We start from the raw sequence: 12,599 nt of genomic DNA, 5'->3' as shown, positions 1-12,599 counted from the left end.
TTATCCTAGGCACGACATACGCGGAATAAAGCAAGGCTACCAAATAAATTTGGCATCAAAGTGACCTGTCGCCCATCGTGCAAGATGCATTGATCAAGTACTTTGAGGCCAAGACTAGATGCAAGCTTCTCAAAATCAGCTACAGTCAGTACGCGTACGTTCGGTGTGTTGTACCACTGGTAAGGCAGACTCTTCGATACTGGCATACGCCCAAGACCTACTGCTAGCCGATGTGACCAATGTCCAAAGTTAGGAAAGGACACAATCGACTCTTTGCCAACGCGCACGACTTCACGCAAAATCTTTTCAGTTTGGTGAATGGTTTGTACCGTCTGCGACAACACAACAGTATCAAAACTATTATCTTCAAAGAGCGCTAAACCGCCCTCTAAGTCTTGCTGAATGACGTTTAAACCTTTTTGCACACAGGCAAGCACACGCGCATCATCAATTTCTACACCGTAGGCATGCACTGGTTTTTGCTTTTGTAAAAACTCTAAGAAACTGCCGTCGCCACAACCCAGATCTAGCACCTGGCTATTGGATGCAATCCACTTAGCAATGGCCGCAAAGTCAGCGCGTTTCGTAAAATTGCTCATGACTGAACCTCGCGCATTTGCTGGAAATACGCTCTTACTAGATTGTGATAACGCTCATCATCTAGCAAGAAAGCATCATGACCATGGGGGGCATCAATCTCTGCGTAAGTCACTTCACTCTTATTGCTCAATAGAGACTGGACAATCTCTCGGCTGCGATTAGGGGGGAAGCGCCAATCAGTAGAAAAACTGATGACTAAGAACTTCGCATACACCTCAGCCAATGCGCGATTCAAACTACCATCATAGCGACGTGATGGATCAAAATAATCCAATGCACGCGTGATCAATAAGTAGGTATTCGCATCAAAGTAAGTGGAAAACTTATCGCCTTGGTGACGCAAATAACTCTCAACTTCAAACTCCACATCAAAGCTAAAGCGATAGTCGTTTGATTCACCATTAGGGCGCTGTAGTTCGCGCCCAAATTTTTCAGCCATATCATCATCAGATAAATAAGTGATGTGACCAACCATGCGAGCCAAACGCAGACCACGCTTAGGAACCACGCCATGCTCGTAGTAATTGCCGCCATGAAAATCTGGATCAGACAAAATGGCATTGCGTGCCACTTCATTAAATGCAATATTTTGGGCGCTCAGTTTTGGTGTGGAGGCAATCACCACACAATGTTCTAAGCGCTTGGGAAACTGAATGGCCCAAGCCATTGCCTGCATACCCCCAAGACTTCCGCCCATCACAGCAGCAAACTTTCGAATACCTAACTTATCAGCTAAGCGTGCTTGAGTATTCACCCAGTCTTCAACCGTTACCACCGGAAAATCTGCGCCATAAGGCTTACCGGATGCAGGATTAACGCTCATCGGACCAGTTGAACCAAAGCAAGAGCCTAAGTTATTTACACCGATCACAAAAAAATGATTGGTATCAACTGGTTTACCTGGGCCAATCATGTTGTCCCACCAACCAATATCTTGAGGGTCTTCTGGGCTAGGTCCAGCTACGTGGTGAGAAGCGTTGAGCGCATGACAAACTAGTACCGCATTACTTTTGTCAGCATTAAGTTTGCCGTAGGTCTCAATGACTAAGTCATAGCCAGATAACATAGCGCCACTCTGCAAAGGCAGGGGCTCAGCAAAATGGATAGTATTTCTAGAGAGGTTTAGCTCACTCATTCTGACAAGAGCAAGCGCAAACTAACGTCAGACGCATCTGTTGGCAACTTCTTAAAGCCGCTACGGGCAAATCGATGCCAACGTCCCAAGATAAAACTCATCAACATCGCGGCACGAATACTCACTTCTTCTTGACCCAACTGTGCCCATGCACCACCTTGAGTTTGAGCAATACGCAACGCTTGTTTGAGTGAGGCTTCTACGCGATCTAAGACTTGGGTAATTCGCTCTTGCAATCGATCATCTTCTTGCAACAAAGCATCGCCCAATAAAACACGTGTCATGCCAGGGTTCTTTTCTGCAAAGAACAAAAGCATTTGCAAAATACCGCGCGCTTGCGCAAGTCCAGATTCTTCTTTCTGATTAATCTGATTGATTAAACCAAATACGGTTTGCTCGATAAAAGAAATCAAACCCTCAAACATCTGGGCCTTACTCGCAAAATGGCGATATAAAGCTGCTTCAGAAACATCAATCTTGGCCGCTAAAGCCGCAGTAGTAACACGCTCACCCTTGGGGTTTTGCAACATCTCGGCGAGAACTTGGAGAATCTGCAGGCGACGCTCGCCTGGTCTCGGACGCTTACGTGTCTTGCCAGCATCAGCACTACTGCTGTCGATATCTGCCTGTCCAAGAGATTCACGCATGGCTATCTGCTTATCTAGAACGAATCATCGTACCGAACGCTTGCTCGGTCAAAATTTCTAACAACAAAGAATGTTCAATGCGGCCATCAATGATGTGCACTGAATTCACGCCACTCTTCGCAGCATCTAATGCAGAGGAGATTTTAGGCAGCATACCGCCAGAGATCGTACCGTCAGCAAACAAGGCATCAATCTCTCTTGCAGTTAAGTCGGTAAGTAGCTTGCCATCTTTATCCATCACACCAGGAATATTCGTCATCATGACCAACTTCTCGGCGTGCAAGATTTCAGCCATCTTGCCGGCTACCAAGTCAGCATTAATGTTGTAAGCCTGACCTTCTTCACTAAATCCGATTGGAGAAATCACCGGAATAAAAGCATCATCCTGCAATGCTTTTACAACCGCTGGGTTAATAGCCTCAATCTCACCAACATAACCAATATCCAGTTTTTTGCCCGGCTCTGTATCGCTAGGGATCATCATCTTCTTCGCATGAATGAGTCCGCCATCCTTACCAGTCAAGCCCACTGCCTGGCCGCCAAAGTGGTTAATGAGCATCACAATATCTTGCTGTACCTCACCGCCCAGAACCCACTCCACGACTTCCATGGTTTCATCATCGGTGACGCGCATACCCTGAATAAAGGTTCCGGTCTTGCCAATCTTCTTTAATGCTTCGTCAATCTGTGGTCCACCGCCATGCACAACCACTGGATTCATGCCAACTAGTTTTAGCAAGATCACATCGCGCGCGAAACTTTCTTTAAGGCGCTCTTCCACCATTGCATTTCCACCGTACTTAATAACGATGGTCTTGCCGTGATACGCACGAATGTATGGCAAAGCTTCAGCAAGAATCTCCGCTTTTAATAAGGGAGAAATGTCGCTCAGAGTAGGTAAATGCTTAGTCATTACAAATACACTTTATTCGCCAAATAATTTTTGACGGAGCTCGCGACGCTCTTGAGCCTCAAGAGATAAATTGGCTGTAGGCCTTGCAATTAAACGGTTCAAGCCGATTGGCTCACCAGTTTCTTCACACCAACCATAGTCACCAGATTCAATACGGCCCAGCGCTTGCTCTACTTTTTTCAATAATTTACGTTCGCGATCACGAGTGCGCAATTCCAATGCATGCTCTTCTTCGATCGTTGCACGGTCGGCTGGATCTGGAACTAAAATGTTTTCACGTAAATGCTCAGTGGTCTCAGAGGCATTTTTTAGAATGTCCTCTTTCAAGGTGAGCAGTTTTTGACGGAAAAAATCTAACTGCGCAGCATTCATGTAGTCCTTGTCGGACATCTTGAGTAACTCAGCCTCAGTTAAAGGTGTGCCTTTAGCTGTCTTAGTGCTGGTTGCTTTGCTGCTCGCTTTAGCAGCGCCTGCAGGTTTTGTTGCTGTTTTTACCGTCATCTCATTCTTTCTTGGGTTTAAAGCATTATTGCCTCATTCTGCCAAACTTTTGTTACCCATCAGCCAATATTCTTCAGTATTTAACAAACTTGACCGTGGCGGCGGATTGTACCCCAATCTTTTTAGGCCAAACAGCCCTCAAGCCCAGCCAGTAGGGTGTCCTTGGGCAAATCGATGCCGATGAAGACCATTCGGGTTTGCTTATGCTCAGAACCCCAAGGACCGGCCAAATCGCTGCCCATCATCTGATGAACCCCCTGGAACACCACTTTTCGGTTACTACCCTTCACATAGAGCACACCTTTATAGCGCAGCATCTTCTCTCCAAAGACCTCCAAAATGCCCCCCAGGAAGTCCTCAAGCTTTTTGTGATCAAAGGGTTTATCACTACGAAAAACAAAGGATTGGATGCGATCTGTGTGGCCTACATGGCCATGATGATGGTCATGGCTGTGATCGTGCCCACAAGTGCTGTGATCATGGCCGTGGTCGTGAGAGTGATCATGGCCACAATTGGCATGATCGTGATCATCCTGTTCCAAAAAATGCGGGTCGATATCTAATTTAGCGTTGAGGTTAAAGCCCTTGAGATCTAAAACGGCATTCAAAGGAACCACGCCTTTCGAAATAGCGCTGATCGGAGCTCTTGGATTCATGTGCATCAAACGCCCACGCAAGGACTCTACTTCAGCAGAAGAAACCAAGTCTGTCTTAGTAATAAAGATCTGGTCTGCAAAACCCACTTGGCGTTGAGCCTCTTCATGCTCGGTCAACTGTTGCTGACCATGTTTGGCGTCTACCAAGGTTACAACAGCATCTAAGACATAGTGATCGGCAACATCGTCATCCATAAAGAAGGTTTGGGCTACAGGGCCTGGATTAGCCACACCAGTAGTTTCAATTACGACGCGATCGAAACTGATCTTCTTATCTCTGCGCTGCTCCCAAAGCTCATTTAACGCCTCAACAAGGTCACCACGGATCGTGCAGCAAATACAGCCATTACTCATTTGCACAATATTTTCTTCGTGATCTTGAACCAAGATGTCATTGTCAATATTCTCTTCGCCAAACTCGTTTTCAATCACGGCAATTTTTTTGCCATGATCTTCAGTCAGAATGTGTTTTAGTAAAGTGGTTTTGCCACTCCCTAAAAAGCCCGTCAATATGGTTACCGGAATTAATGCCATGAATGATCCAATCAAAATCGAGATGTCTTACGTTCCCAGTGCGGGAAACCCACTATCTTACCGAGTTCTTTAGCCTTTGCCAGCCTTTGCCCGCGGATGCGCTTTATCGTATGCCTGAGCAAGATGCTGGAAATCCAGCGAGGTATAAATCTGGGTGCTGGCGATGCTGGCGTGACCCAACATTTCTTGGACAGCCCGTAAATCTTGTGAGGACTGCAAGACATGGCTCGCAAAGCTGTGGCGCATCATATGGGGATGCACATGAGTCGGCAGACCAGCGCGTATCGCTAAAGAACGCAAGCGTGCCTGCACGGTTCGGGGCGACAAACGTTTGCCGGTAGCCGATAAAAATAAGGCCAGCGACTCTTGGGCGTAAGAGCCGGCATCACGCATTTCTCGCCAAGCAAGCAAGGATTTCATCGCGGGTGAGCCTACAGGCACTGAACGCCTTTTCCCACCCTTACCTAAAACCGTTACTTCAGCAGCATCCCAATCTAACCAGCCAGCCGATTCATGCTGACGATCTTTGCTCTGCATCACATCGATACCCAGTAGCTCAGACAAACGCAATCCCGAGGAGTACAGCAAATCAATAATGGCGGCATCCCGAACAGACTCTAGGTCTTTCTTCTCTTCCGCCTCTTTCACCGCCTGATTAACCAAGGCAAGCGCCTGCTCCACCGATAAGGCTTTAGGTAAAGACTTCAAACGCTTAGGCGCCTTCACATCATCCACTGGATTAGCAATTAAATTACTTGTTAATTTGCCAGCACGCGCATCACGCCGCGCATCCTTTTCAGTCAGCCAGTCATACCAACCACGCCAAGCTGAGAGCGCCCTGGCAATGCTTCTTGATGATTTTTCTTTGGAATGCAAGCGCCCAGCCCAACGACGTATGTGTGCGTTGCTAACCTTTAATAATTCAACGTTATCTTCAAGTGCAAAGTTTTGTAGATCGCTAAGATCCATGCCATATGCTTTGAGCGTATGGGGAGATAGTTGACGCAATACATGTAGCTCATGCAAATACTCCTGCATGAGCGGATGAAGATCAGTCTGCTTTAACTTCATAAGCCTGGATACGATCCAAAGCTGCGGCAGTAAGTTCTGCAATTTGACGCAAATAGAAGGCGCCCATGTCTGCAGTAAATCGGGTTTCATCTTTGCTGGCTAGCATTAGTACTGCAGGTGATTGATTGACTCCAAGGCTCTTACCTATCGGCAGGCCAATGGCCACTAAGCTCTGCCACTCTGGATCAATCGTAGTTTGACTTGCCAATAAATCAATGCTGGCAGCAGCCAACTCTTTTGCCGAGCCGCACAAAGGAGTGTCAACCCAAGGTCCAAATGCAGAATTTGGTACTAGCAATTGCGCTGACTCCACTTCAAATACCTCAGCCAAGCCAGCAGTAATTGCCGCTTCAACATCAGACTTGTTGTTTGCCTTCATTAAACGCAATAACCAGGCCACTAAACTTTGTTGAGTTTTATCGTTTCGACTACCAAAGTGCAACATCTCACTTAAACGACGATTGAGCTCTTGATTCTGTGTACGCAGCACAGTCATCTGACGCTCTTGTAAAGAAATCGCACGATCTTCGTGTGGATGCTTAATTCGAATTTCGTTAAACAGATTGGCATAGCGCTCAAAGAAGCCCGGAGTTGCACGCAACCACTCAGCAACTAATTCTTCTTGCTCGGCCTGCTTTGGATCAATGGCGCTCATCTATCTCTTTCAGAAAATACTTTTGTTAACTTAACTTTTTACGCAGCAATTCATTGACCTGTCCAGGATTCGCTTTACCCTGAGAGACTTTCATAATTTGGCCTACCAAGGCATTGAATGCTTTTTCTTTACCAGAACGGAACTCTTCAACCGACTTCTGATTGGCCGTCAGGACCTGATCAATGATGGCCTCCAATGCCCCGCTGTCACTAATTTGCTTAAGGCCCTTAGCATCAATAATTTGATCAACCGTGCTAATAGATTTGCCTGCAATAGCCTCTTCCCAAAGAATTGCAAAAATATCTTTAGCAATCTTGTTAGAGATGGTGCCATCGGCCACTCTCGTCAGTAACGGCGCCAAATGTGCGGCTTGCAAGGGCGCATCTGCTGTAGCAATACCTGCGCGATTTAAAGAAGAAGCAAACTCTCCGGCAATTAAATTGGCAGCCGCTTTTGCTAAAGGCTTGCCAACGATTGCTAGCAACTCTTCAAAGACTTTTGCAGTGTCGCGATCCTGGGTTAATAACTGAGTATCGTAAGCACTCAAACCATAGTCTTGTTGCCACTGCTCGCGTAACTGGGCAGGAAGCGCTGGCATACCGTCGCGCACTTGAGCAATCCACGCATCATCAATGACTACGGGCAATAAATCGGGGTCTGGGAAATAGCGATAGTCGTTCGCATCTTCCTTGCTGCGCATGCTGCGCGTTTCCTGACGATCGGGGTCATAGAGGCGCGTTTCTTGAACGACTTTGCCGCCATCTTCAATTAATTCAATCTGACGGCGCACCTCATATTGAATTGCCTCCTCCAAGAAGCGGAAGGAGTTCAAATTCTTAATCTCACAGCGCGTACCAAACTCTGCTTGCCCTTTAGGGCGGACCGATACATTGGCGTCGCAGCGGAATGAACCTTCTTGCATATTCCCATCACATACGCCCAACCAAACGACGAGGGTATGTAAGGCCTTGGCGTATGCAACTGCCTCAGCCGCACTGCGCATGACAGGCTCAGTCACGATTTCTAAAAGTGGCGTGCCTGCACGATTTAAATCAATACCACTGGAGGGTTCGCCATGGGGACCCAGAAAGCCTTCTTCATGAACCGATTTGCCAGCATCTTCTTCCATGTGGGCACGAGTCAGTTGAACGACCTTGACATCATTTCCAACAAGGATTTCAAGCTGCCCGCCCACGACGACTGGGATTTCCATCTGACTAATTTGATAGCCCTTTGGTAAATCAGGGTAGAAGTAATTCTTACGAGCAAAAATACTAGCCGGTGAAATTTTTGCGCCTACTGCTAATCCAAAACGAATGGCATGCTCAACGGCTTGACGATTTAACACTGGCAATACACCGGGCAATGCTAAATCCACAGCACATGCTTGTGTATTTGGCTCTGCGCCAAAGCGTGTACTTGCACCGCTAAAAATTTTAGACTGCGTTTGTAATTGTGTGTGGGTCTCTAGACCGATAACGACTTCCCATTCCATCATGCCACCTCACCAGCTTGTCGCAAATGCCAATCTGTGGCTTGCTGATATTGATGCGCTACTTGCAATAAGCGCGCTTCAGAAAAATAGTTGCCAATGAGTTGCATGCCAATAGGCAGAGAACTTACATTAAATCCGCAAGGTGTACTCATTGCCGGCAATCCCGCCAAATTGGTTGAGAGCGTATAAATATCTTCGAGATACATTTGCACTGGATCTTTTGACTTTTCGCCCAGGCGCCATGCCACATCAGGCGCTACCGGCCCTAAGATGACATCGCACTCCTTAAATGCGGCCTGAAAATCGGAGGCAATAATGCGACGAATTTTTTGTGCCTGCAAATAGTAGGCATCGTAATAACCATGACAAAGAACGTAGGTACCAATTAAGATGCGGCGCCTTACTTCTGCACCAAAACCTTCGGTGCGTGACTTTTGATACATGTCACCTAGATCTTTGTACTCACTTGCACGATGACCATAACGAACGCCATCAAAACGACTCAAGTTGCTTGATGCTTCTGCAGGAGCTAAGACGTAATAGACCGGAATCGAAAGCTTGGTTTTAGGCAAGCTGACTTCGACCAACTTCGCACCCAAACCTTCTAAGGTTTTTGCGGCTTCATTTACTGACTTTGCAACATCTGGAGCCAAGCCTTCCGCAAAGAATTCTTTTGGCAAACCAACACGCAAACCTTCTAGCGGTTTTGCAGAATTTACGCTTCCCTCTTGCCAAGATTGGTTGAGGTAACGGCCATAGTCCTCACCAGAATCCGCAAGCGATGTTGAATCACGAGGATCATGTGAAGACATTGCCGAGAGGAGTAAGGCGCAATCCTCGGCAGTCTTACCCATCGGACCTGCTTGATCCAAGGAAGATGCATAAGCAATCATCCCGTAACGCGATACGCGCCCATAGGTAGGTTTGATGCCCGTCAAACCACAAAAGGCTGCTGGCTGACGAATGGAACCACCCGTATCGGTACCAGTGGCAATCGGAGCCAATCCCGCAGCAACTGCTGCCGCTGAACCACCTGAGGATCCGCCGGCAACGTAAGCAGCATTCCAAGGGTTTAAGACTGGGCCATAAGCCGAATTTTCATTAGAAGACCCCATGGCGAACTCATCCATATTGGTCTTGCCCAAGCAAACCATGCCAGCTCCCTTGGGATTATTTTCATCCGGAATCCCAAGGTTAGCGACCACGGTTGCGTCAAAGGGGCTTTGGTAGCCAGCCAAAATTTTGGAGGCTGCAGTCGACTTCCAGCCACGGGTAACGAACACATCTTTGTGTGCCACGGGAATGCCCGTCAATTTGCCAGCATTACCAGAAGAAATGAGTAAGTCTGCTTTATTAGCTTGCTCTAAGCTTAAGTGAGCATTCACATCAATATAGGCGTTCCACTGCTTTCCAGCCTCAATGCGGTCTAAAAAGTACTGGGTAAGCTCCTTGCTAGAGACCTCTTTTGCAGCAAGTGCTTTTGCCATTAATGCGATTGGGGTGTTGTGCCAGCTCATTCAATCACCCTTGGAACCAAGAAATAGCCATCCTGCTGGGCAGGGGCAGATTGCATGTTTTCAGCGCGATGGTCTGACTCGGTGACCTGATCAGCGCGCAAAGGCTGCGCCAACTCACGCAAAAATAGAATGGGGTGGGCAAGGGGTTCTAGGCCACTAGTATCGACAGCCTGCATTTCCTCAACCAGAGAAAAAATAGCCTGCAATTGTGGCAAAACTGCCTCTGCTTCTGCTTGGTTTAACTCAAGTCTGGATAGGTGCGCAATGCGCTGGACATCATCAAGTTTCATGGGACGAGAGTATCATTCCTATATATTTTTATTAACACCTTCTATTTTCCCACTACATCATGTTTGGTTTTTTCCGCAGCTACTTTTCCAATGACCTAGCCATCGACCTAGGAACCGCAAACACCTTAATTTATATGCGTGAGCGGGGTATTGTCCTCGATGAACCCTCGGTCGTGGCGATTCGCCAAGAAGGTGGCCCAAATGGCAAAAAGACCATTTTGGCAGTCGGAAAAGAGGCAAAAGCGATGTTGGGTCGTGTTCCAGGGAATATTGAGGCAATTCGCCCCATGAAAGATGGTGTTATTGCCGACTTCACGATTACCGAACAAATGCTCAAGCAATTTATCAAGCTTGTTCATGAAAGCAAACTTTTAAAGCCAAGTCCACGCATCATTATTTGCGTTCCTTGTGGATCTACCCAAGTTGAGCGTCGCGCGATTCGTGAGTCCGCATTAGGTGCTGGCGCATCACAAGTATTTTTGATCGAAGAGCCAATGGCCGCTGCAATTGGTTCCGGCTTACCAGTTTCTGAAGCTGCTGGGTCAATGGTGGTTGACATTGGCGGCGGCACAACCGAGGTTGGCGTAATGTCATTGGGCGGCATGGTTTACAAAGGCTCTGTGCGCGTTGGTGGCGATAAGTTTGATGAAGCCATCACCAATTACATCCGTCGTAACTACGGCATGTTGATTGGCGAGCAAACCGCTGAGTTGATTAAGAAGACAATTGGTTCTGCATTCCCTGGCGCAGAAGTGCGCGAGATGGAAGTGAAAGGCCGCAATCTTTCAGAGGGTATTCCTCGTAGCTTCACCGTTACTAGCAATGAAATTCTCGAAGCGCTAACAGATCCATTGAATCAAATTGTCACTGCAGTGAAAGCTGCTTTGGAGCAGATTCCACCAGAGCTAGCATCCGACATTGCCGAGCGCGGAATGATGCTCACCGGCGGTGGCGCCTTATTGCGCGACCTTGATCGCCTCTTGTTGGAAGAGACTGGTTTGCCTATTCATGTTGCAGAAGATCCGCTCACTTGCGTGGCTCGTGGTTGCGGTATCGCACTTGAGCGTATGGATAAGTTAGGCGGAGTGTTCTCGCACGAGTAAGCGACATACACGTCGAACAGGGAATTGCGACATAGCGCTCCACCACTTTTCAGACAGGGCATTCCGGCCTTACTTAAACTGATTGTCTGTCTGTCGATCAGCATCGCTCTGATGCTGATCGATTTTCGCTTCAAAGCACTCGATCCCATTCGTAATAATGTGAATTGGATTTTGCGTCCACTTGAATACGTCATGATGGCTCCCCGCAATGCATTCGAGGCTACATCAGAATATTTCACAACTCGTGGAACCTTAGATCAAGAAAATCAAGCCATGAAGGTTCGCCAAGCTGAGCTTTCATTACTTGCAAACCAATCCGAATTTTTGATGGTTGAGAATCAAAACTTACGTGAGTTAATGGCACTGCAAAAACAAGTTCCATTTAAAACATTACCAGTTGAGATTTTGTTCAATCCGCCCAATCCTATTTCACAACGCATTGTGATTAATCGTGGCAGCGATGATGGCCTCAAGCTAGGCAATCCCATTGCCAATGACGCCGGGATTCTTGGGCAGGTGGTTCGCCTTTATGAACGCTCTGCCGAGGTCTCGCTGTTAGAGGACCGAGACTTTGCAGTGCCCGTCCAGGTGGCTCGCAATGGCCTGAGAGCGGCTGTATTTGGTGCTGGGCGCGGCAATCCCTTGGAATTACGCTATTTACCCGTTGCCAGCGATCTAGAAGTTGGTGATATTTTGCTGACCTCTGGGATTGATGGTGTTTATCCCCCTGGATTTGCAGTAGCGGTCATTAGCAAGATCGAGCGCAATGCTGATAAAAATTCTTCTAATGTGTTTTGTGTGCCAGTAGCGGCAGTGAACCGCTATCGCCAAGCGCTAGCATTTTTGTATGACCCTAAATTTGACGCTAAAGCACCAACCATCAATAACAAGTCTGCATCAGGAGAGCCCCTCGGCAATAATCCGGGTCGTCGCCAAACACGCGCGCGAGGAATGCAATGATTGATTTCCAAAGCGGCTACATTCTGCGCCCGGTCAATCCGGTCTTTATTTACTTCAGCTTATTTTGTGCGCTTTTACTAAACCTATTGCCCATTGGCAACTATGGCTGGGTGCCAGATTGGCTAATCATTTGTATTGTGTTTTGGAACATTCATCAGCATCGCTATGTCAGCGTGATTTCAGCATTTATCTTGGGCTTGATGATGGACGTACACAACTCAGATTTACTAGGCTTACATGCCTTTAGTTATTCGCTGGTTGCCTACCTTGCCATCTCCTGGCATCGACGCATTGTGGCGCTGACCGTTCTCTCACAAGCGCTCCATCTACTCCCGATCTTTTTATTGGTCTCTTTGTTTCCTGTACTGGTTCATTGGGTACTTAGCGGAGAGTTTTACTGGTGGGCCCTCACTGGCGCTATTCAAGCCGTGATTGAGGCTTTGCTTTGGCCAATCGCAACACGAATATTGCTGGCGCCTCAACGTCGTCCAATTGACGTTGATCACAATCGTCCACTTTAAG

The 12,599-nt window shown here is 47.4% G+C and carries 14 protein-coding genes; 3 read left to right on the top strand and 11 right to left on the bottom strand.

Annotated features, from left to right (window positions below; genetic code table 11):
• Nucleotides 1-5 precede the first annotated feature (5 nt).
• The 11 genes from metW to gatC form a co-directional block, all read right to left on the bottom strand.
• Nucleotides 6-599 (bottom strand): methionine biosynthesis protein MetW, encoded by a 594-nt coding sequence (metW, locus tag A9236_RS00350; protein ID WP_071466301.1) that lies wholly within the window; start codon nt 597-599, stop codon nt 6-8.
• Nucleotides 596-1,735 carry a homoserine O-acetyltransferase gene (locus A9236_RS00345; protein WP_071466302.1) on the bottom strand — a complete coding sequence of 380 codons (1,140 nt, stop codon included), beginning with the start codon at nt 1,733-1,735 and terminating at the stop codon, nt 596-598. The genes metW and A9236_RS00345 overlap by 4 nt, the downstream gene beginning before the upstream one ends.
• Nucleotides 1,732-2,382 (bottom strand): nucleoid occlusion factor SlmA, encoded by a 651-nt coding sequence (gene slmA / locus A9236_RS00340; RefSeq protein WP_071466303.1) that lies wholly within the window; start codon nt 2,380-2,382, stop codon nt 1,732-1,734. Before slmA ends, A9236_RS00345 begins: the two co-directional genes overlap by 4 nt.
• A gap of 10 nt (nt 2,383-2,392) precedes the next feature.
• Nucleotides 2,393-3,295 (bottom strand): acetylglutamate kinase, encoded by a 903-nt coding sequence (gene argB / locus A9236_RS00335; protein WP_071466304.1) that lies wholly within the window; start codon nt 3,293-3,295, stop codon nt 2,393-2,395.
• Nucleotides 3,296-3,307: 12 nt separating this feature from the next.
• A complete protein-coding gene (dksA, locus tag A9236_RS00330) occupies nt 3,308-3,796 on the bottom strand; it encodes an RNA polymerase-binding protein DksA (RefSeq protein WP_083393544.1) in 489 nt (162 codons plus the stop codon).
• A gap of 122 nt (nt 3,797-3,918) precedes the next feature.
• Nucleotides 3,919-4,986, bottom strand: a complete 1,068-nt coding sequence (locus tag A9236_RS00325) for a GTP-binding protein (RefSeq protein ID WP_071466305.1) — start codon at nt 4,984-4,986, stop codon at nt 3,919-3,921.
• A 69-nt stretch (nt 4,987-5,055) separates the two neighbouring features.
• Entirely contained in the window at nt 5,056-6,057 is a 1,002-nt protein-coding gene (locus tag A9236_RS00320) for a tyrosine recombinase XerC (protein WP_071466306.1), read from the bottom strand.
• Entirely contained in the window at nt 6,038-6,712 is a 675-nt protein-coding gene (locus tag A9236_RS00315; RefSeq protein WP_071466307.1) for a DUF484 family protein, read from the bottom strand. The genes A9236_RS00320 and A9236_RS00315 overlap by 20 nt, the downstream gene beginning before the upstream one ends.
• A gap of 25 nt (nt 6,713-6,737) precedes the next feature.
• Nucleotides 6,738-8,207, bottom strand: coding sequence for an Asp-tRNA(Asn)/Glu-tRNA(Gln) amidotransferase subunit GatB (gene gatB / locus A9236_RS00310; protein WP_071466394.1), 1,470 nt, complete (start codon nt 8,205-8,207; stop codon nt 6,738-6,740).
• Nucleotides 8,207-9,724, bottom strand: coding sequence for an Asp-tRNA(Asn)/Glu-tRNA(Gln) amidotransferase subunit GatA (gene gatA / locus A9236_RS00305; protein WP_071466308.1), 1,518 nt, complete (start codon nt 9,722-9,724; stop codon nt 8,207-8,209). Before gatA ends, gatB begins: the two co-directional genes overlap by 1 nt.
• Nucleotides 9,721-10,014, bottom strand: coding sequence for an Asp-tRNA(Asn)/Glu-tRNA(Gln) amidotransferase subunit GatC (gene gatC, locus A9236_RS00300; protein ID WP_071466309.1), 294 nt, complete (start codon nt 10,012-10,014; stop codon nt 9,721-9,723). The genes gatA and gatC overlap by 4 nt, the downstream gene beginning before the upstream one ends.
• Nucleotides 10,015-10,073: 59 nt before the next feature.
• Between gatC and A9236_RS00295 the strand changes: the two genes are divergently transcribed.
• Genes A9236_RS00295 through mreD form a run of 3 tightly spaced genes read left to right on the top strand, consistent with a single transcriptional unit; the run spans nt 10,074 to nt 12,598 of the window.
• Nucleotides 10,074-11,117, top strand: coding sequence for a rod shape-determining protein (locus tag A9236_RS00295; RefSeq protein ID WP_068319852.1), 1,044 nt, complete (start codon nt 10,074-10,076; stop codon nt 11,115-11,117).
• 24 nt (nt 11,118-11,141) lie between these two features.
• The gene (gene mreC / locus A9236_RS00290; protein WP_083393545.1) at nt 11,142-12,077 is read left to right on the top strand and encodes a rod shape-determining protein MreC; all 936 of its coding nucleotides are present in this window, start codon (nt 11,142-11,144) and stop codon (nt 12,075-12,077) included.
• Nucleotides 12,074-12,598, top strand: coding sequence for a rod shape-determining protein MreD (gene mreD / locus A9236_RS00285; RefSeq protein ID WP_071466311.1), 525 nt, complete (start codon nt 12,074-12,076; stop codon nt 12,596-12,598). The genes mreC and mreD overlap by 4 nt, the downstream gene beginning before the upstream one ends.
• Nucleotide 12,599: the final 1 nt, after the last annotated feature.

Origin of the sequence: Polynucleobacter sp. QLW-P1DATA-2 (assembly GCF_001870365.1) — a bacterium.
Classification (GTDB): Bacteria; Pseudomonadota; Gammaproteobacteria; order Burkholderiales; family Burkholderiaceae; genus Polynucleobacter.
Note: the sequence above shows the minus strand (reverse complement) of the source record. Positions and strands in the feature narration are given on the sequence as shown.